This window comes from Candidatus Nanosynbacter sp. TM7-075, from assembly GCF_022828255.1.
Classification (GTDB): domain Bacteria; phylum Patescibacteriota; class Saccharimonadia; order Saccharimonadales; family Saccharimonadaceae; genus Nanosynbacter.
Map to the genome: position 1 here is coordinate 188,340 of NZ_JAJQJW010000002.1, position 19,909 is coordinate 208,248.

The following is a 19,909-nucleotide window of genomic DNA, read 5'->3' on the forward strand; positions in this document are numbered from 1 at the left end:
TTACGCGGTATCCGCCGCTACCCTATTAACTTCTTCTATTGTCGTTATTCCATTCAACGCCTTCAAATAACCATCTTGACGCATCGTAATCATCCCTTGTTGGATTGCCATTCGCTGGATTTCCGCTGAGGTCGCGCGCTTAACAATCAAATTCTGAATCTCTTCGGTAATATCCATGACCTCATACAAACCAGCTCGACCAGCATAACCACGAGGAGTTTGCGGCGTATCTTTTCCTTTTGCCAAGGCAAACGACGTCTGCGTCGCTAGCGGCAAACTTTCATATCCCAAATCTTGCGCGTATTGAGCAACCTGCTCCCTTGTTTGCGGCAATAATCCACCAACCGCCTCGCGAATTGCCTGCGTTTCCAGTGGTGACGATTGATAAATATCTCGACGGCGCGCCACTCGCCTCACCAAACGCTGACCAATAATCGTGTTAACCGTACTGGCGATAAGAAACGGCTCAATTCCCATATCTAACAGACGCGGCAGCACACCAGCGGCGGAATTTGTGTGAAGTGTCGAGAAAACCAAGTGCCCCGTTAAAGCCGCTTGAATAGCCAAATTTGCTGTTTCGTTATCGCGAATCTCACCAACCATCACAATATCTGGGTCTTGACGTAAAATTGAGCGCAGCCCAGAAGCAAACGTCAAGCCAACTTCCGCGTTCACCTGAATCTGATTGACGCCATCCATCTTATACTCAACCGGATCCTCAAGTGTCACAATATTCACAGTGTCGTCTTTAATCTCCTTAATCAACGCGTACAAACTCGTTGACTTACCAGAACCAGTTGGACCTGACGTCAAAATCATTCCATTTGGTCGCTTAATTCCCTTACGAATCGTTCTTAATGCACGCCCAGCGTAGCCCATATCTTCCAAATTGAAAGAACTTCCACTCTTATCAAGCAGACGAATAACCACCTGTTCGCCCCAAACGACAGGAGAGATAGCAATACGAAGGTCAACTTCTTTACCTGCGACGTTAACCGCAAATTGACCGTCCTGAGGAATCCGATGCTCGTCAATTTTCAGATTGGAAAGAATCTTAATACGACTAACTAACGCCGGCTCAATGCTCTTTGGAAGCTGTATAATCTCACGCAAAACACCATCAACACGACAACGAATCTTCAAAGCCTTCTCTAATGGCTCAATATGCACATCGGACGCGTGACTCTTTACCGCGTATTCCAAAATTGTCGACAATGCTCGCGATATCGGTGAATCTTGGACAATAGTTTTAATATTGCCAGCTTCCGACAAAGACTCTTCCTGCGAAGCCTGTGCAGCCACATTAACAGATGACAAGTCAGTCTTATATTGATCCAAGACGTGGCGAACACTCTCTTCCGAAGCCATAAATACTTTTATCGGACGTTGAATGCGATTCGACAAATAGTCCACCGCCTGGACATTATTCGCATCGATCATCGCTACCGCTAGTCGGTTTTGAACCTCGGCCAGTGGCACAGCCATAAATCTCTCAGCAACGTCGGACGGTAATAGAGATAAAATATCCTGACTAATAACGCTATTCGACAGATTGACATACGGCACGCCCGAAACTTGAGCCACGCCATGAACTAATAGCTCATTGTCAAGCAACCCCTCTTCACTAAGCAAACTAAACAGAGGCTTGCCACTCTCAGAGGCACGTTTTAAGGCATCATCAATGACAGACTTCTCAATAAGCCCCTCGTTTACGAGCAGCTCGATCAACTTATCTTGGATGTCGTCCGTCAGTAAAGCCATTTACACCCCTTCTCTATTTGGCTGCATCTTGACCTACGAATATTTCAACAGTTGGATTTATCGCATTATTATTAAAAATCGCTGGGTTTGGCTTTTCGACGTCAGGTGATATTTCTCGAATAGTCTGTACTTTTGTGCCAGATTCTGGGACTTTTAAGAACGAGATATTAGAGGCGACAATATAGCCGATTGCCACACCCACACCCGCGATCAATACTACCATTGCTATATCTGTTTTCTTCATGGCTTAACCACCTTATTCTCTAATTGTATTGTTTGTGCTGGCTCGTAATAAGCAACACCTCGAACCACCAAGCTCAATCTATCCTCATTTCGCTGGATTTCCACAGTCTTTAGGTCAATGACTCGAATAGACGCCTCTAACTTAGTTAACAATTCTTTCAATTTTTCAGCTGGACCGCTCACTTCCATAGTAAATGATACGGCATTTTCAGATGTTGACCCAGAGCTTTCACTATCAGATCCAGATTGAGCAACGGTCAGATTTTGAATAGTCACACCAGTAGTCGTGTCAATAAATTTATTCTTCAACGAAGCACCAAGAGCGTCGGCGTTCGCATTATCCGGCAATGCATCCAGTACCGTCTGAAGAGCATTACTTTCGCTACTCGATTTTATAGAGTTAAGCGCAGTATTCGTATCCAAAACTCGAATATTCTTCTTTAGCTCATCAACTGATGACAAGTTTTTATCTAGACGAGAAATCGTATTTTGTTTCTCCAGAAGAATCTTCGAATGAAATACAATTTGCTGCACCAAAAATATACTCACAACAAGCGCAATTCCAGCCAAAAATGCCGCAGAAGCCACAAAAATAAACATAGTCTTTTTTGACGAATCAATCTGTTGACGCTTGCGTATTGCAACTTCTTTATTATCGGTCGCCATTATTTCTTCTCCTGTTTTTTCGAGTTACTCTTAAACAAGCTATCCGGAATTCCCTGACGTGAGTCCGTCACATCAACCTTGCCAGTCGGCGTCAATACGGAAACTGTGCCGTTATTTGCAGGTGCTAATAATTCTTCCGCATATTCAAACGAGAATGAGAATTGCAACACTTTTTTACCTTCTGAGTTCTCCCCAAAACTAGTATCGCCATCTTTTATCTCCTTGGTCAGGCTAACCTCGGAACTTTTATCGCCGTCAGTGGTTTGGATCTTCGTATTCAAGATAGTTTTCTTTAAGGTCTCTAACGCACTATAGCCATTAACCGCACTACCCTCCAGAGTAATAGTTTTTGACTCAGGATTGACTTTTATATCCGAAAAACTAACATTATTTGGCGCAACCGGATTAACCGCCGTTACAACATCAAAAATCCTTGAATTAAGCTTCTTTCCAGAATGCTGCTCATTGATCTTTGTTAATTGATGTTGAATCGTTACAACCTTATTGAGATCTTCGACCGCCATCAATTTGTCGTTTCTATCTTTGATAACTCCGTTCTGGACCGCCTCGGCTGCAATTTGGCTACCCAAAATCAATGCCAAAACAACTACCGCCGCAATCGAAGCACCGCCCACTAAGAACGATATCGAAATAACCCGATTGCGCATAGCCCGAGTCTTCAATAGCTCGCGCTTAACGTTTGGGAGAAGATTTATCTCAATCATGATATATTACTCCTTTGTGCCAACCCTACAGCAATAGCGAATTCTGAAGCAATCGGCGCCAATTGTTGTTGGTCCGATTGAGAAACTTGAACACGCTGCCACGGATCTGCGGTAATTGACTGGACTCCAGTTTTATTCATCACATATCCATCAAGTTGCGGAATAGCTGAACCAAACCCTGATAACAAAATTCCAGAAACCGCTACGCTTGGATATCGAGTTTGGAAAAACTTTATAGATTTTACCAGCTCTGAAGAAAAATTGTCGAGAGTTGAATCAATAGCCCTTAACACTTGACCATCTAATTTATCCGGCGCCAAACCAAATTTCAAAATAAATTGACGTGCTTGATCTTCCTGGACGCTAAGATTCTGAACCGCCGATCGAACCAAAGATGAAAGTCCAGTTGGAATCATACGAATAAGTCGCGGCGCTCCGTTGTAGACGACCGCCAAATCCGTCGAATTTTCACCCATATTGATAATCAAACGCGCATCCTGAGAATCGGTAGCCGATAAAGAGCGAACCATAGCAATAGCGTTTGGCTCTTCAGCAATCACATTGAAACCAAGATTTTCAACCAGCTCCAAACGCTCTTCTGCGTAAGACTTCGCTGTACTTGTCAGTAAAATCTCATACTGATTCTGTGCGTGCAAGCTATCGCCCAATAAAGCCCAGTCAACTTCTGCCTCATCCAAAGACATTGGAATATATTGGTCAATTTGATACTTCATCATTGCCTTCAATTCCTGCTCAGGAACTTTCGGCACATCAATAATAGTAGAAAACGTCTTATTTGACGGCAAACCGACAGCTACATTGGACGCCTTAATCCCAGCCTGACCAACGGCGGTCATAATAGCCTCACCCAAGCGTCGCTTAGACTCTGGAGAATCGCCGCTCGTTATTTTAGAATCAACTGGCGTATAACCGTAATGAGACAAACTCCATCCCGCGCCAGTACGAGACAATTGAACCACCCGCACCGCATTCGTATCGATGTCTAGTCCGAAGAATTCGCCCAACCCTTTTGCTAATTTCATAACTAATAACAATTATATACATTAGCGTTTTAATTTGCAAACTTTTAATATCTTGGCGGCAATTCGCGAACGTTCATCGTGCTAATCGCGCCAGTGTTTCGATAATTATTGTAAGCCCAAATATAAGTGTCCGCTCTTAAGTTAATGATTTCTGCTGGAGTTCCAGGATGCATATTCGGATCATTCTTTGCAGACGAAGCATGTTTTCCGCCGTATGTTCGCCGTAAGAACAAGCGCCCAGTTTTAATTGGCCCGTTAACCTTCAGCTGTTTACCACAAGAAGATTCGGAAACTCCACTCAGCCAACCTCCGGCGCTAATTACCACGCCACAGGTACTAACATATCCGTCTTTCTGAGTAATCAACCAAGCATTCACTTCCCCAACCGAAGGCTCTATGATAATATTCTTCGCGTAGATAATTAGTTGTGGCAATTGGCGCACATCATTCGTGTCTGCGTATAGCAAATCACCCGAAATCCTAACTACGCCCGAGGACTTTATGACTATACTCTTGCCTACGCTTAATTTTGACCCCGTTAAGGTTACGTTTCCAGCGTTATATTCACCCGTAGCCAGGCTGTTGACATCCACGTTACCAGAAATACTGCCATTGACGCCACCAACCGACGGTAAAGTAAAATTATCTGGAACCGAACTGGTGCTACTGAAATTACCAAACTTTGGAATATTGGCAAAAGTTAGCTTATTATAGTCACGTGGAGTCACTCCCGAGCGACCATTAAACGACGATGACAATCCAGCCCCCGAAGCCGAATCCGCCTTACCATTAGCAATAATTCCATATTCACCCCAAGAACCGTACACATTCTGATTCGTATAGGCCATCTTATAAGCCAATGATATATCCTCGATCAGCAGACCCATATGTGACGGATTAGATTTTACATAAATATCGATGAAGTTATTATCCTTATATAAAACAGTACCTGGCTGCGTCTCGGCAGTAAATCGAGAATTTCCAGCATAGCCCGGAAAACCCCAACCAGAATACTGAGTCCCCTCAGGTCTTGCGCCGTTTTCATTGCCCAACACCTTCATTTCATGGCCATTAATTTTCACTCGAACATAGTTATCTACAGCTCCACTAAAACCAATCTCCAGCTTCTTAGCATCTTTTAGCTCTTCTAAATTAATACCCTTCAATCTAAAGACATACGTATTCGAGCACGAGATAACTTCTGCTATAGGGCGAGAATCATCCCGACAGTTTAGATTCGCTGGATCTGGTTTACTATTAGAATGCGTATGTCGACCAAAACTGTTTATACTAATCCACTTCGCAGAGTCAGATGTTCTCCAAACGCCCCTCTTGCAATAATCAGGATTATAGACGAGAGATGCGTCACCAACTATATCGCGATACATAGAATCGGGCGTACATGTAATATAACCATCTTGCAACACATCACCCCGACCGGGATTGCGCCACTGTGTCGTTACTACAGTCGTCGCCCTATAGTCGTCTTTTAGATTAGTTGCATCGCCATGACAACTAGGTAAATCAGCCACATTACCGCTCTTATCGTAAGCCCTCTGATTTCCATTACCGCCATACTGATCTTCGGCACATACTATAGACCAGTGCAGATCAGCGTCGTTGCCCCCCTTAAAGCCGTATTCGCCAGGGCTAAAGTGAACATCGCCTCCAATTTTATTACCATCTTTATCTAGCCCTGTACCCCATAGCCCCTTTGCCCGTATAGAGGTCTTATCTAACTCAATACGACTAAGCTTCTCATCAGGAATATTCACATTGTTTGATGTCCTGCTGGTAATAACCTCTTTATCTGTCTTAATATCACCGCCCCAAACCTGAACCTTCGGTCTTTTTGAGGATCTGATACACTTAACCGCGTATTTAAAATCCGTCGAAGGAGCCGAACCGTTGTAATTACTGACCATAACCACATAACATAGACTGTCGTTAGCACTTAGCTTAACCCTATCCCTATCCAGATCATCTATCTTATTTGTAGCCACTGGAGTCTGACCGGTGTTTAATTGACTGCCAATGTTTTGAACAATTTTTCCACACGCGCCACTATCAATATTTAAGCTATCTCTATATTGCCCTTTAATCAGTCGCACAATTGCGCACGGCCAATCACTATCAGTAGTACCCCCAGGCAACGAAACCACATTGTCCTTGCCCGTAAGCTCCGATACTTCAGCCCCTCTTACAACAAACCGAGCAAGTGCATACGAAGAATTTTGAGTTTTTGACGTGCCCTTATTATTCAACCCAGCATTTATTCCCTCAATTTTCGTGACATTTTCTGCGTCAATGTAATCCGAGTTAACACTGACCGAAGGCTCTACGTCATAATCATACGGAACTTCAACACAGGCATATGATGAATACACCCAGCCGGTTGGCACCAAAGAATTGCGCTTGCTCCAATAAACTCGCTGACAAATGCGCTTACCCATATCCTCTCTTTTAATGACTCGCGTATACATGAATTTATTCTTTCCAAGCTCACCATGAAGATCCTCAAGCTGAGATTTACCGTTCAACGCCTCCATAGAGGTAGTGCGATAATCCACTCCCGCTGGATTATTCATTCGTTTCCAAGCATAATCCTTCCAATCCGTCATAACGTTAAACCATCGAGGATCTTCATTATGCCAAGCCCCCCTGTCGTTCAGACTGACATCATTATCCATCGGCTGATTTGAGCTTAAATCGAACACATCTTGCTGTACACCAGTCACGACATTGTCAGTGGCTCCTCCGCTAACAAAAAGACTATGCCACCAATCAACCGTATCTCCGGGCTTCACATTCTTTAATCTCCCTGGAGCGACAGTCCAGTTAGACCCATAATTGGTAGTATCTGATGGATTAAATTGTTTTGTAACCCAAGATTTACCAGTTATCGTCCAATTTGGCGAGCTTGGCGCCGCATATGTATAGATAAAAAAAGCCGTTACTGAAATAAATAAAGCCACTACTATTGCCAGCATGCCCACCTTAGGCAATGAGTATTTTCTTCTCATGCTTATAATTATATCAAAGATTCCGCAGATGATATAATAAATATATGAGTTTATCTATTGGAATCGTTGGCTTACCGAACGTCGGCAAATCGACACTTTTTAACGCTTTAACAAATAATGATATTTTGGCGGCTAATTATCCGTTTGCGACAATTGAGCCGAACACAGGAATTGTTCCCGTACCAGATAATCGCCTACAAATTTTAGCCGATCTTTATCATGCGCAAAAAATTATTCCAGCCACCGTCACTTTCGTTGATATTGCGGGGCTGGTTGCTGGCGCGTCTAAGGGTGAAGGTTTGGGCAATAAGTTTCTTCATAACATCAGAGAATGCGACGCAATTATCCATGTTGTCCGTGCGTTCGAAAATTCAAAAATTTTGCGCCACGACGAAGCACCGATTGACCCTAAGAAAGACATTGAGGTTATAAATACTGAGCTTATTCTGGCCGATCTACAAACTCTTGAAAAACGCCTGCCTCAACTTCAAAAAGAAGCCAAAGCAAGCCCAAAAGCTCGCCAAAAAGTTGAATATCTGCAATCTTTAATCGACAATTTACAAAAAGGCGTACCAATTTCCGCCCTGTCAGATGTGGATTTTGAAGCAATTTCCGACCTTCACCTTCTTACCGCCAAACCCGTTATTTACGCGTTTAATGTCGACGAGGAAGGATTGAACAATTCCGATCTACAGAGTCAATTGACCGAACTCGTAAGTCCCGCAAAAGCCGTTTTTGTCTGCGCAAAATTGGAGGAAGAATTGAAAGGCCTATCTGAAAATGACGCCAAAGAGTTATTAGAAAGCTACGGCGTCAAGGAAACTGGACTCGCCAAACTTATTCACGCGGCCTACGATACGCTCGGACTACAAAGCTACTTAACTGCGGGCGAAAAAGAAGTCCGAGCCTGGACAATTCACAAGGGCTGGACTGCACCGCAAGCCGCGGGCGTTATTCACTCGGATTTTGAGCGCGGATTTATTGCCGCACAAATTGTCGATTTTAACGATTTAGTCGCAGCGGGATCGGAAGTTAAGGCTCGTGAAAACGGTAAAATTCGCACCGAGGGAAAAACCTACGTCATGCAGCCAAATGACGTCGTTGAATTTAGGTTTAACGTTTAGCTAATTTCAATTTGTAAAATCGCTCAAGATTACCCTTACTGCCAGCCACTTCACTATCTTTTTTATCTAAAATAACAAAATACTTTTTCGCCCAATCTTCAAAATCGGATAAAATCTGTCGACGAACTTTATCGTTTTTAATAATTCCCTTATTAACCTGATGCCGCCCCGCCTCAAATTGAGGTTTCACCATAGCAATTAAAACAGTACCGCTATTCATCAAATTTTCAGCCACATGCGGCAAAATTTCCCTCAGAGATATAAACGACACATCGCCCACGATAATATCAATTGCTTCATCAGCATAAAAATCACGAATATCGGTCTTTTCGTGAAGAGCAATTTTTGGATTCGGCCTCAAACTTGGATGGAGCTGATCCGTTCCAACATCAACAGCAAATACCTTTTTGGCGCCATGACGCAGCGAATAGTCAGTAAATCCGCCCGTACTCGAACCAATGTCCAGAACAATTTTATCCTGAAAATTAAGATGAAAATACTCTGCCACGCTTGCTAGTTTTAAGCCAGCTCGCGAAACATAAGTTTCTTTCTTCTCGAGCTTTATCTCGTCTGAATCAGACACCATAGTTCCTGATTTCTGGACAATTTTCTTATTCAAAAAAACATAGCCCAGGCGAATAAAATTATCCGCCTGAGATCTTGTTGTCGCCAAACCACGCTCGACCAGGGCTTTATCTAATCGCTGTTTCATTAAATAGAACTATTTCTTTCGCTCGCGATATTCACCAGTCGATGTATCAACGCTAATGATGTCGCCCTGCTTGATAAATGCTGGAACTTTAACAACCAACCCTGTCTCCAAAGTGGCGTCTTTTAATACGGATGAAGTCGTATCACCCTTAACTACATCTTCCGTGTAGGTAACTTCCAGATATTTATTCTTTGGTAATTCAACGTTGATCACTCGACTGTCGAAGAATTGAAGGCTTAATTCGTCGCCTTCTTTCAGGTATTTACTAGCGTCGTCCACGATTTCCGCAGCCAGCTCAAATTGCTCAAAGCTAGTCGGATCCATGAAATAGAACTTGTCGCCGTCGTTATAAAGATATTGCGCAGTTTTATTATTTACTTCCGCAGCTTCGATTCGCTCTTGGCCCTTGAAAGTCTTTGGGATAACACTTCCGTCAATTAGGTTTTTCAATTTCACGTTAACAATCGAACCGCCACGACCCATAACTTTTTGGCCGTATTCTACGACGCGATATGGCTTGCCGTCAATTTGACAAACTACGCCTTTTTTCAAATCAGTTGGCTGATACATATTTTCTCCTTTCCAATAAAATATCTCGCTGCCAAATATATCATAGCAACGAGATATTGCGCATTAAACGTTCCTAGTTGCTAGTAACAAATGGCAACAAAGCCAAGTGGCGAGCACGCTTAATTGCTACTGCCAAGCTTCGCTGTTGCTTTTCGCTCAAACCAGTCTTGCTGATTGGCTCAATTTGACCGTAAACATTGATGTAACGTTGCAAAGTTTTTACATCTTTATAGTCAAAAATGATCGGTGGATTTTTCTTCAATTGTGCCATTTTAATCTCCTTATTAGAATGGAATTTCGCTTAGGTCAATTGGCTTATCGTCAATTTCCGTTACGACTTCCTCTTTTTTAGTAGTCTTTGGTGCTGCAGAACCCGAATTGTCGCCATTTGGACCGTCTAAGAACGTTACGTCCGAAGCAGTAACTTCAATTCGACTCTGCCTTTTACCAGTATCCTTATCTTCCCAGCTATCCTGTCGCAGTCGTCCTTGGATCAAAACCCGACGACCCTTGCTTAGATATTGCATTACCAAATCACCAAGTTTATCCCAAGCTGTGATATTGAAAAAGTCAGCCTGATCGTCTTGAGATTGTCGATCAACAGCAATGCTGAAACTAACTACATTCTTGCCAGAAGCGGTTGTTCGCTGTTCTGGATCGCGTGTCAATCTACCCAACAAAATCACTTGATTGATACTTCGTGCCATATTCTATCCCCTCTTTTACCTTACGGCAGTTAGGCTTATTTACTTGATTCGCTTGAATCAGATTCTTCGTTGCGCGCTTTTTGCTCGCTTAATGCTTGACGAGTTTTTTCATCAGTTTTTACCAATAGGTAGCGCAAAACTTCGTCAGTAATATTAAGTGTGTTTGAAATTTTCAATAAAGCTGGCGCTGGCAATTTAACCTCAAAACAAACGTAAACTGCAAAGTCCTCACGCTTGATTGTGTAGGCCAATTTTTTCTTGCCCCAGTTATCTTCTTTGGTAATTTCACCACCGTTAGCAGTGATCAAACCACGTACCTTATCCAACGCTGAATCTAGATTAGCCTCTAAATCCGGGTGAATAAGAACAGTTAGTTCGTATTCGTTCATGTTTCCTCCTCTGGAATCCATTTACGGATGCTTACGCTGTCTCACGTAAGCTTAGGTTAATATTCAATTGCTATTATATCACTAAACAGCCAATATTGCCAATCTTACTACTGATAAATCGTAGCAATCGCTATTCCGCCAGCAGCTCCTCAAGCTCTTCTGGACTAGAAATCAAAACATCGCGCGGCTTAGAACCGTTCTGCGGACCAATAATCCCCCGCTCTTCCATCTCTTCAATAATTCGCGCTGCTCGCTGATAACCAATTCCCAGGCGCGTTTGCAGCATACTCGTTGAGGCTTTGCGACGCTCAACCACCACACGAACCGCATCCTTAAACTTATCATCGCCACCTTCAGATAAGTCCATCACGACGCCACCCTTACCGTCCAATTGAACTGGCTGAGCCACCACTTCATCGTTGTATTGCGGAGCCATCTGCATACGCAAATGATCGGCAATTTTATTCACCTCATCATCTGTCACCCAGGCGCCCTGGATACGTCTTGGCTTGCTCATACTCGTTACGTAAAATAGCATATCTCCCTGACCCAATAATTTCTCAGCGCCAGATTGGTCTAGAATCGTTATACTGTCAACCTGGCTAGCCACCGTAAAGGCAATTCGCGCCGGCACGTTTGCCTTAATCAAACCAGTAATCACATTCACGCTAGGACGCTGCGTTGCCAACACCAAGTGAATGCCAACTGCTCGCGATTTCTGCGCCAAACGGACAATTAACGTCTCAACATCCTTTTTAGCCATCATCATAAGGTCAGACATCTCGTCCACCACAATCACGATATACGGCATCGATCCATCTTCATGCTCTTGAACATTGCCATTTTCATCAGCAATTGCAATCTTCTTAGCGCGCGACTGCAGCCTCTTGTTATATTCCTTAATATTACGGATTTTCTCGCCCGCCAACAACTTATAGCGTCGTTCCATCTCATTCACCGCCCACTTCAAAGCTGAAATGGTCTTCTCTGGTTCATTAATAACTGGCGTAAGAAGATGTGGAATATCGGCGTACGGTGCCATTTCGACTTGCTTCGGGTCAACCAAAATCAACTTCATATCACTCGGACTATTGCGATACAACAAACTACAAAGCAAGGTGTTAATCATCACAGACTTACCAGAACCCGTTTGTCCAGCAATCAGCAAATGCGGCATCTTTCCCAGTTCACCCACAACAACTTGACCAGATATATCTTTACCAATTCCAAAACTCAAAGGATCACGAGCAGCAGCCCATTGCTTTGATGACAACGTACTTCGCAGTCGCACTTCGGCAGCCTTGCGGTTAGGCACCTCAATACCAACCGCTCGCTGACCAGGAATTGGCGCCTCAATCCTTAAACTTTGTGCCGCCAAATTAAGTGCAATGTTAGTTTCCAGCGCCGTAATTCGCGTCAATTTAACACCACTTGGTGGTCTTAGGGTGTATTGCGTGACTTTTGGACCAACATTAATGTCGCCCATCGCCGCCTCAATATTAAATTCAGCCAGCGTATCGTGAATTATTTGGGCATTCTGGCGCGTATCTCCAGCATCAGCACCGCTTTCGTTCTTCTCTAATAGATCCAAGCTTGGCGCCTCCCAATTCGGATCACGAGTTGCCACCAAAGCCTGCTCTTCATTGACCTTTTCTGGCTTCTCTACTTTCTTTAATAAGCTCTTTTTCTCTTTGGCTGTATCAATTATTGGTACACCAGCATTTAACTTAATTTCTCCCAAGTCGGTCTTTTTCTCTTCTTCCGTCGGCTGAGCAATTGACGCCTTCTTCATAACAGAACGATTATTATCGTCCTCCTTGGTATTGCTCTTAATCATCTCCCAAAGTTTACTGAAAACTGTAAACGGCGACGTCTGAGTAATAAATAGAACTGTTATAAACGCCAAAACCAGATAAATAATCACAGCAATTGCCGAATCTACCATTTTCAAGGTTGCCGTATTCAATATATCGCCCACAAATCCACCAGAATTCGGATGCAAAGCCGTCTTCATTAACCCAAACAATCCAGAAAACCACACAATTTCCAAAACTGCCGCAAATTTCACCACTGCAGGCAATTGATTCTCTTCTGCTCGGAAAGTCTCAACCGCCAAATAAATCAGCAATATCGGTAAGGCGTACGCGGTGTAACCAATAGTTTTTATGGTCGCCATATCAATCCATTGTAAAACCGGACCACCGACGCCAAACCACGACACGACGAGTAGTAGAGACAAAAGAATAAGCATCACCGCGCCAACTTGCGACCAAAAACCCGCCGGCAAACTATGCTGCGGCTTGGCTGGTGCGGATTTTTTCGTGCTCTTTCGTTTTTTTGCCATAATCGTTTTTATTATACACTGATTTTACACTTATTAACAGATGTAAAAATCAACTTAATACGCTTAGTATTATAGCATAATTTACCAGTAAAATCAATCTAGAACTCTAGTACGGGCGAGTATTCTGTCGTTCTCTGGCTTTTGTGTCGTTTGCTTCAGTATCTGGCACTTGGCGCTGCGGGAAACGGCGACGTGGCGTAGTTGGGAGGGTCATTTTTGGCTCGTCTGAGACAGGCTTTTTACCGCGCGCGGGCGATTTCACGGCAGAATGTGTTGGCGTAGCTGCCGACTTAACAGATTTCAAGCCACCAACTTCATTTATCACTGGAATGACAATCGGTGTTCGGCGAGTCTGATCGTACAATATATGCGTAATCTCATCTTTAATTTCTTTTTTGATAACGTCCAAATCATATTTGCCAGAAAAACTACGTGCCGCTTTTTGCTTCAAGTATTGGCGAATCATATTCATCAACTCTTCAGAATCGCGCAAGTAAATAAATCCGCGAGAAATAATGTCTGGACTAGTCAATAATCGTCCCGTGCCACGCTGTACGGTCAGCACCACAACAAACATTCCCTCTTGCGACATGTGAATGCGATCTTTCAATACAACCTCAGAAACAATCGCGCCAGTGTCATCATACATCACGCCACCAACGTGAATTCGCCCAGCCTTCTTTGCTTGCCTTTCAATATCAATTTCAATAATATCTCCAGCATCGCACACAAAAATATTCTTACGAGGAATTCCACATTCCTTTTCCGCCAATCTGGCATTATGCACCAACATATGGAATTCACCGTGAATTGGCATGTAATAAGTTGGGTTAAGTGCATTGATCAACTTGACATGATCGTCATAATATCCGTGACCTGACAAGTGTAGAGGACCGATTCCTGTCAAGTGAGTCTTTCCGTTCTGAATAACGTCAGAACCTTCGCGCATCAGACCATCAACCGTTCGCACCACGCTTTTTTCATTGCCAGGAATTGGATTTGAACTAAACACCACAACGTCCGAACCCTTAATTTTCATATATTTATGAGCGCCCGTCGCCATGCGATTTAAGACGGCGTTAAATTCACCCTGCGAGCCAGTACAAACTACGGCAATTTGGTTATCGGGCAATTTAACAATATCTTCCATCTTCATAATGGTGTCTTTAGGAATCTTAATTGTCCCCGAACGCAACGCTACTTCCAGATTTTGAATCATCGAGAATCCAGCAAACGCCACCTTGCGTCCGTGCTTATGAGCCTCTTCCAAAATTAATTGCAAGCGATGCACCTGCGATGAGAAACAACTTAAAATTACTCGACTATTACTAAACTTATCCATCACCTGACCGATGGAATACTGAATATCAAACTCCGTGTGCGTGTGTGTGCCAGCCGATTCACAGTTGGTCGACTCGTTCATAAACATCAAAATGCCTTCTTTTGAAGCCACTTCCGTAAGTCGCTCAAGGTCAAACTTCTGACCATCAACTGGACTTTCCTCGAATCGCCAGTCACCAGAATCGACAATCACACCCATCGGAGTTCTAATAATCACCGCCGTAGAATCAGGAATTGAGTGGTTGACTCGCACCAACTCGATTGAAAAATGCTTAGAAACTTGAACAATTTCGTGACTCAGCGGATCCATCACTCGATAATCTGGCTTGAAATCCACTTCTGAATCGTCCATCGTTCGATCAAGCATGCCAATCGTAAACTTAGAGCCATAAACTGGCGCTGGAATACGATGAATAAAATGACGGAACGAGCCAATGTGATCAAGGTGTCCATGCGTAAAAACATGCGCCTTAATTTTATGCTTATTCTCTTCCAGCCAAGTAATATCTGGCGTGATGTAATTAATGCCTGGATAATCACTGCCCGGGAACAAAAAGCCCATATCTACGATGATAATCTCATCATCATATTCGATGGCGTTCATATTCTTACCAATTCCCATTTCGCCCACGCCACCAATTGGGATAATCCGAAGTTTCGGCTGACCACCGCGAACAGGCTTTGGCTGCATTTTGGCACTAAATTGCTCGCCGCCGTATCCGTTGTAAACTGACTTGTTTACCGGAATATCAATTAAGTGTTGTGAAGCCCTGAGATTAACATTCTCGCTCGTTCGTCGCTGAGCTCGGAAAACTTCACCCTTACGAGTAGTTGTGCTATTCAAAACTGCATTGTTGCTTTTCTTTGACTGCGGACGCTTATTGGCGTCATCTTTTTGCGGTGTTGCTAGTCGCCGCTGACCCATATTGTTATACTCCTTTTTTATTACAATATAATTCAAAAACCAGGTATAGAGGTGAACTGATGTAAATTCCTCTAGTTAGTACTCTTATATTAGCAAACCGCTCATTTTTTGTCAAAGAACAATGTTTTATAACAGAGGTCAATTAATCATCACCATCCACCGACGTGTGTGCGAATTTACGCTTGCCACGATAAGCGAAGAAGCCGATTGTCAATAAATTAGCCACCAACAAGAATCCAACCAAAACCCACATACTGCCGCCGTAAAATGCGTTATCTAGCCCGCCCGAAATAGCCTGACGTAATGCACGAATCGAGTAAGTCATCGGCACTAGCGGATTAATTGCTTGGAAGAAGCCGTTGGCAGTTTGGATTGGGAATGTTCCTTCACTGGATCCCAATTGGAGCACCAAAAGAACCATCGCTAGGAACCGCCCTGGATTGTCCAAAACAATCACCAAAAGCGACACAATCGACATATATGCAAACGACGTCAGATAAATTGCCCCGATGAAATGCGCTGGATGCTCTGGAGTTAGCCCTAAGAAAAACACCATCACCAACATCAAAATTGTTGCTTGCATAAAGGCTGCCACGCCAGCCACCGAAGCTTTAGATAGCCACCAACGAATCGCACTTTCTTGCTCGGAAAAAGTTTTGCGGATCGGATAAATAACGTTCAGAACGAGTGCTCCAACGAACAAACTTAGCGACAAAACATACGGCGACAAAGCGTATCCATAGTTTGGAACATTACCTTTTTCGGTCATTTCCGACTTCACTGGATTTGCAATTTGCTGCTGAGTCGTAGCGCCAGTTGGTTGAATTTTTATGCGATTAGAGGCGTCCGCCAATTTATTCGCCAGCGTATCCGCGCCGCTTGCCAGTTGCGAAGTTCCATCAATTAACGCACCCGAGCGACTTTCTAATAAACTCGCGCCATTCGCCAATTTTTGGCTGCCCGATTTTGCTTCACTTAAGCCGTTTGTTAAGCTTGCCGAGCCCGCCAACAATTGATTATTCGCAAATCGCACGCTGTTATAGCCGTTAAATGCGGTGATTGCGTTTGGTGTCAATTGATTCACGCCGTTGTTCAATACAGAAACTCCAGCCTGAAGTTGCGTTTGTTGTGCTGATAGTTGCTGTTTTAGCGTTTGAAGATCTTCACGTAGCGTCCCCGTCTGCGCGATAATTGCCTTAGTTTTTGTGAATGCTTGAGAAATATTGCTAATTTGCGACGAACTTATCGTCGTAGAATCGCTACCAGAAGCGGCTGCTTGCGTGCTCAAAGCCTGCAAAGTGCCACCCGCCGTCAACAAGTCGGACTCCGAAGCTCGCATTGTTTGCACCAAAGTTTGCGCGGTCGTTTCTACCTTGTTTTGTTGAGCCACGAGCGCTGGCGATGGATTCCTCACGCTGGCGTTTAACTGATTTATGCCCGATTGCAATTGTTTCATGCCGTTAGATAATTGCGACAACTGAGATTCGGTCGGCAAATTGTTCGACAATTGCCCCAATCCCGCCTGCAATTTACGAGAGCCGTCGCTGAGTTGCGCTAATCCGCCAGTCAAGGATTGCTGATTTACCGCTAATTGCTTAACGCCGCCAACGTATGTTTGTGTGCCAGATTGCAATCGCCCTAATCCGTCGTGCAAAGTTGACGCGCCGTTAGCTGCCGTGTCCAGCCCTATTCCAAGCTTGTCCAAATTCTCCAAGATTCCCTTAGCGTACGCCTGAGTGATTTGCTCAGACACCGAAGATTTGACCTTGGCGGCAGCTTGATTACTGACTAGCGAACCGATATAGTTTTTCGCTGGCGTGGTCGTAAAATTAATAACCGCTTGCTGAGGTTCAGATTCGGTAATTGACGCCGCTTTCTGCGAAAAATCAGACGGAATAGTTACCACTGCATAAAAATGCCCGCTATTCACGCCTTCGTCTGCTTGTTGTTTACTGACAAACTCCCAGCCCAAATCGTGATTATCTTTCAGTTTTTTCTCGACAGATTCGCCGACATTCAGCGATTTGCCATTTAAGCTAGCGCCCTTATCTTCGTTCACAAACGCCACCGGCAAGTTTTTTGTTTGTCCGTACGGATCCCAAATTGAGCCTAGGAAAAATCCACTATACAAAATCGGGATAAACGAAATCACAGCCATAGATATCAGCAATATTTTATTACTAAACAAATGTTTCCACTCGGCTCGTAACATCTTATTTTTAATCATGTGTAACCTCCTTTGCTACATCTTCCAGCGTCACAGTTTTCAAATACTCACTCCACTTTTCCTGCGCTTCAGAAAAAACCTTTTCTATCATATTCATGCCAATTTCCACCTGACGAGGACGCGATTGAAAAACTCTCTCAATAATTCCCTGAGGTTGGAAAAATGGCGATTCTCCTTCAATTGCAAGGACAACATCATGCAGCGTAACTTCGTTCATTTTTCTCGCTAAAATAAATCCGCCGCCAGTTCCCTGAGTTGAAGTGATTAGCTTTGCTATTACCAATTTCCGACTAATTTTCTTCAAGTACGTCGGCGAAACCAGCATCTTTTCTGCCAGCGCATCATTAGTTACCGGCGTCGTCCTTTTCGGATCCGCCAGAATTGCCATAATGCAACACGCTTGTTCAACAGCTCCCGATAATCTCATACAAATCCTTTCTCGACTTAGATATAATAGATATCGACTATCCACTATACTACGTCTAGGAAACTTTTGCAAGAAAATAGTCTAATTAAGCGCCGCTATTATTCTTCACAAATTCCACAGCCTGAATAAAATCATCAATTAAAGTCTGACGCATGCCGCCGTTATAAAGCGCAGCCGCCGGATGATATAACGGAATCACTACGAATTCGAGCTCGTGCAAACGCACTTTACGTGGATGACCGTGTTCTTTACCAATCTGCAATCCCGGAATAAACCCACCGCCGCTGTGCCGCCCTAAGGTCAGAACAGCCTTTGGCTGAATGATTTCTAATTGCCTGAGTAAATATGGCCAAAATTGGCGCTTTTCCTCTGGTAACGGGTCACGATTGTTCGGCGGTCGATATTTAACAATATTGGTAATATACACATCTGACCGCTGTAAATTAGCAGATTTTAGCATTTCATCAAGGAATTTTCCCGCAGCACCAACAAACGGTTTGCCTTGTAAATCTTCATTCTTCCCTGGCGCCTCGCCAATAAAAATGATATCAGCATCAGGGTTTCCATCGCCCATAACTAATTGCGTCGCCTGATCCGCCAAATCCGAGCAAACCTTCTCTTTTACAATTTCTTCCGCCAACGCGTCCAATATAGCCTGCTTGTCCATATCTTTATTCTATCAAAAAACGCCCCGCAAGGAACGAGGCGCTTCTGATATTTAGCAGAACTATTTATTTACCTTGTTTACCAGTATAGCTCCTAGGTTATTTAGCTCGTCCTTAATTTCGCCCTCTTCTGCTATTTTTTGTAGTCCCGAAGACCATTCGCGGGCAGTCTTCTGTATCGCAGTAAGAGTGTCGTAAAAATCACTGATATAGTTAGAGTCATATTTTTTGTAATCAGATTTCATTTCAGCAACTTTTGGCAACATTTCTTCAAGTTTTTCCAATTGAGCAGTAAAGTCCTTGACGAATTTCTTGTTGTGCTCGTTCTTGATATCGGCGTTTTTAAGATCCTGTCGAGCTTTCTTAACCGCACTCTCTAAGGTAGATATATTAGAGCTGTTGCTACTATCAGAAAAATCAGCTACTGCTGGAAGTATCTTTCCGTAAACTTCATCAAAAGCATCCACCGCAGAATCAAACTTACCTAGCTTATTTTTCAAAGCGTCATACTTCTCACGAACTTCTTTGTCACCAGTAATAGCCTTCATCTTGCCTAGCTCGCTTAACTTACCGTCAACTTCATCCTTTGTGGAGGAAAGCTTTTTACGAGTAGACTCTAACGAAGACTTGGTTTCTGAAGTAGAAACATATGAAAGTGACGTCGAAGCTTTATTGTAAATTTCGATCGTATCGTTCACTTTGTCTACAGCAGCTTTATAATCCGCCTTGCTTGGGCCACCTAATAGCAAGACAGCCAGGACTACACCAACGATAATTACGACTAATCCAATTATTCCGCCGATGATTCCCCACATGGCACCTTTGCTCATTTTCTTTTTTGGTGGCATTTGGTATGGAGTTCCCATGACTGGTTGTTGTGGGAATTGTTGTTGTGGTTGAGGTTGCTGAGCCTGAGGCTGCTGTGGAGCCTGCTGGAATTGCGGCTGAGGCGGCACTTGAGGTTTGTTGTTATTACTATTGTCCATAAAATTTCCTCCTAAAATTACGCTTTCGCTA

The 19,909-nt window shown here is 43.6% G+C and carries 18 protein-coding genes; 1 reads left to right on the top strand and 17 read right to left on the bottom strand.

The window, feature by feature from the left end; translation table 11 throughout:
* From LRM42_RS02525 to LRM42_RS02550, 6 genes are read right to left on the bottom strand one after another with little or no spacing between them, the layout of a single operon-like run.
* Nucleotides 1-1,761 (bottom strand): GspE/PulE family protein, encoded by a 1,761-nt coding sequence (locus LRM42_RS02525; protein ID WP_243809661.1) that lies wholly within the window; start codon nt 1,759-1,761, stop codon nt 1-3.
* A gap of 13 nt (nt 1,762-1,774) precedes the next feature.
* On the bottom strand, nt 1,775-2,005 hold the full coding sequence (locus LRM42_RS02530; protein ID WP_129637149.1) for a hypothetical protein: 231 nt from the start codon (nt 2,003-2,005) through the stop codon (nt 1,775-1,777).
* Nucleotides 2,002-2,670, bottom strand: a complete 669-nt coding sequence (locus LRM42_RS02535) for a hypothetical protein (RefSeq protein ID WP_129637148.1) — start codon at nt 2,668-2,670, stop codon at nt 2,002-2,004. The genes LRM42_RS02530 and LRM42_RS02535 overlap by 4 nt, the downstream gene beginning before the upstream one ends.
* Nucleotides 2,670-3,395 carry a PilN domain-containing protein gene (locus LRM42_RS02540; RefSeq protein ID WP_129637147.1) on the bottom strand — a complete coding sequence of 242 codons (726 nt, stop codon included), beginning with the start codon at nt 3,393-3,395 and terminating at the stop codon, nt 2,670-2,672. Before LRM42_RS02540 ends, LRM42_RS02535 begins: the two co-directional genes overlap by 1 nt.
* Nucleotides 3,392-4,438, bottom strand: coding sequence for a type IV pilus assembly protein PilM (gene pilM, locus LRM42_RS02545; protein WP_243813323.1), 1,047 nt, complete (start codon nt 4,436-4,438; stop codon nt 3,392-3,394). Before pilM ends, LRM42_RS02540 begins: the two co-directional genes overlap by 4 nt.
* 44 nt (nt 4,439-4,482) lie before the next feature.
* Nucleotides 4,483-7,461: a hypothetical protein gene (locus LRM42_RS02550; protein ID WP_243816626.1), complete on the bottom strand. Its 2,979-nt coding sequence runs from the start codon at nt 7,459-7,461 to the stop codon at nt 4,483-4,485.
* A gap of 44 nt (nt 7,462-7,505) precedes the next feature.
* On the opposite strand from LRM42_RS02550, the gene ychF reads away from it, so the two are divergent.
* Nucleotides 7,506-8,585: a redox-regulated ATPase YchF gene (ychF, locus tag LRM42_RS02555; protein WP_243816627.1), complete on the top strand. Its 1,080-nt coding sequence runs from the start codon at nt 7,506-7,508 to the stop codon at nt 8,583-8,585.
* On the opposite strand, the gene LRM42_RS02560 is transcribed toward ychF, so the two are convergent.
* The 11 genes from LRM42_RS02560 to LRM42_RS02610 form a co-directional block, all read right to left on the bottom strand.
* The gene (locus tag LRM42_RS02560; RefSeq protein ID WP_243816628.1) at nt 8,575-9,297 is read right to left on the bottom strand and encodes a TlyA family RNA methyltransferase; all 723 of its coding nucleotides are present in this window, start codon (nt 9,295-9,297) and stop codon (nt 8,575-8,577) included. The two genes, ychF and LRM42_RS02560, sit on opposite strands and share 11 nt — an antisense overlap.
* 9 nt (nt 9,298-9,306) lie before the next feature.
* Nucleotides 9,307-9,867, bottom strand: a complete 561-nt coding sequence (gene efp / locus LRM42_RS02565) for an elongation factor P (protein WP_243816629.1) — start codon at nt 9,865-9,867, stop codon at nt 9,307-9,309.
* 73 nt (nt 9,868-9,940) lie between these two features.
* Nucleotides 9,941-10,138 carry a 30S ribosomal protein S18 gene (gene rpsR / locus LRM42_RS02570; RefSeq protein WP_129632167.1) on the bottom strand — a complete coding sequence of 66 codons (198 nt, stop codon included), beginning with the start codon at nt 10,136-10,138 and terminating at the stop codon, nt 9,941-9,943.
* 13 nt (nt 10,139-10,151) lie between these two features.
* The gene (locus LRM42_RS02575) at nt 10,152-10,574 is read right to left on the bottom strand and encodes a single-stranded DNA-binding protein (protein ID WP_129632164.1); all 423 of its coding nucleotides are present in this window, start codon (nt 10,572-10,574) and stop codon (nt 10,152-10,154) included.
* Between the two features lie 35 nt (nt 10,575-10,609).
* Nucleotides 10,610-10,963 carry a 30S ribosomal protein S6 gene (rpsF, locus tag LRM42_RS02580; protein ID WP_165000188.1) on the bottom strand — a complete coding sequence of 118 codons (354 nt, stop codon included), beginning with the start codon at nt 10,961-10,963 and terminating at the stop codon, nt 10,610-10,612.
* Nucleotides 10,964-11,093: 130 nt separating this feature from the next.
* Nucleotides 11,094-13,307: an FtsK/SpoIIIE family DNA translocase gene (locus tag LRM42_RS02585; RefSeq protein WP_243816630.1), complete on the bottom strand. Its 2,214-nt coding sequence runs from the start codon at nt 13,305-13,307 to the stop codon at nt 11,094-11,096.
* A gap of 106 nt (nt 13,308-13,413) precedes the next feature.
* Nucleotides 13,414-15,573 carry a ribonuclease J gene (locus LRM42_RS02590; protein WP_243813318.1) on the bottom strand — a complete coding sequence of 720 codons (2,160 nt, stop codon included), beginning with the start codon at nt 15,571-15,573 and terminating at the stop codon, nt 13,414-13,416.
* Between the two features lie 142 nt (nt 15,574-15,715).
* Nucleotides 15,716-17,800 carry a YhgE/Pip family protein gene (locus tag LRM42_RS02595; protein WP_243816631.1) on the bottom strand — a complete coding sequence of 695 codons (2,085 nt, stop codon included), beginning with the start codon at nt 17,798-17,800 and terminating at the stop codon, nt 15,716-15,718.
* Nucleotides 17,793-18,227: an RrF2 family transcriptional regulator gene (locus tag LRM42_RS02600; protein ID WP_146423662.1), complete on the bottom strand. Its 435-nt coding sequence runs from the start codon at nt 18,225-18,227 to the stop codon at nt 17,793-17,795. Before LRM42_RS02600 ends, LRM42_RS02595 begins: the two co-directional genes overlap by 8 nt.
* A gap of 85 nt (nt 18,228-18,312) precedes the next feature.
* A complete protein-coding gene (locus LRM42_RS02605; RefSeq protein WP_243816632.1) occupies nt 18,313-18,894 on the bottom strand; it encodes a uracil-DNA glycosylase in 582 nt (193 codons plus the stop codon).
* Between the two features lie 60 nt (nt 18,895-18,954).
* Nucleotides 18,955-19,878 carry a hypothetical protein gene (locus LRM42_RS02610; protein ID WP_243816633.1) on the bottom strand — a complete coding sequence of 308 codons (924 nt, stop codon included), beginning with the start codon at nt 19,876-19,878 and terminating at the stop codon, nt 18,955-18,957.
* Between the last annotated feature and the right edge of the window lie 31 nt (nt 19,879-19,909).

Excerpts from the sequence above, each read along its gene's own strand:
- LRM42_RS02525 (WP_243809661.1), bottom strand. The coding sequence starts at position 1,761 with ATGGCTTTACTGACGGACGACATCCAAGATAAGTTGATCGAGCTGCTC.
- LRM42_RS02530 (WP_129637149.1), bottom strand. The coding sequence starts at position 2,005 with ATGAAGAAAACAGATATAGCAATGGTAGTATTGATCGCGGGTGTGGGT.
- LRM42_RS02535 (WP_129637148.1), bottom strand. The coding sequence starts at position 2,670 with ATGGCGACCGATAATAAAGAAGTTGCAATACGCAAGCGTCAACAGATT.
- LRM42_RS02540 (WP_129637147.1), bottom strand. The coding sequence starts at position 3,395 with ATGATTGAGATAAATCTTCTCCCAAACGTTAAGCGCGAGCTATTGAAG.
- pilM (WP_243813323.1), bottom strand. The coding sequence starts at position 4,438 with ATGAAATTAGCAAAAGGGTTGGGCGAATTCTTCGGACTAGACATCGAT.
- LRM42_RS02550 (WP_243816626.1), bottom strand. The coding sequence starts at position 7,461 with ATGAGAAGAAAATACTCATTGCCTAAGGTGGGCATGCTGGCAATAGTA.
- ychF (WP_243816627.1), top strand. The coding sequence starts at position 7,506 with ATGAGTTTATCTATTGGAATCGTTGGCTTACCGAACGTCGGCAAATCG.
- LRM42_RS02560 (WP_243816628.1), bottom strand. The coding sequence starts at position 9,297 with ATGAAACAGCGATTAGATAAAGCCCTGGTCGAGCGTGGTTTGGCGACA.
- efp (WP_243816629.1), bottom strand. The coding sequence starts at position 9,867 with ATGTATCAGCCAACTGATTTGAAAAAAGGCGTAGTTTGTCAAATTGAC.
- rpsR (WP_129632167.1), bottom strand. The coding sequence starts at position 10,138 with ATGGCACAATTGAAGAAAAATCCACCGATCATTTTTGACTATAAAGAT.
- LRM42_RS02575 (WP_129632164.1), bottom strand. The coding sequence starts at position 10,574 with ATGGCACGAAGTATCAATCAAGTGATTTTGTTGGGTAGATTGACACGC.
- rpsF (WP_165000188.1), bottom strand. The coding sequence starts at position 10,963 with ATGAACGAATACGAACTAACTGTTCTTATTCACCCGGATTTAGAGGCT.
- LRM42_RS02585 (WP_243816630.1), bottom strand. The coding sequence starts at position 13,307 with ATGGCAAAAAAACGAAAGAGCACGAAAAAATCCGCACCAGCCAAGCCG.
- LRM42_RS02590 (WP_243813318.1), bottom strand. The coding sequence starts at position 15,573 with ATGGGTCAGCGGCGACTAGCAACACCGCAAAAAGATGACGCCAATAAG.
- LRM42_RS02595 (WP_243816631.1), bottom strand. The coding sequence starts at position 17,800 with ATGATTAAAAATAAGATGTTACGAGCCGAGTGGAAACATTTGTTTAGT.
- LRM42_RS02600 (WP_146423662.1), bottom strand. The coding sequence starts at position 18,227 with ATGAGATTATCGGGAGCTGTTGAACAAGCGTGTTGCATTATGGCAATT.
- LRM42_RS02605 (WP_243816632.1), bottom strand. The coding sequence starts at position 18,894 with ATGGACAAGCAGGCTATATTGGACGCGTTGGCGGAAGAAATTGTAAAA.
- LRM42_RS02610 (WP_243816633.1), bottom strand. The coding sequence starts at position 19,878 with ATGGACAATAGTAATAACAACAAACCTCAAGTGCCGCCTCAGCCGCAA.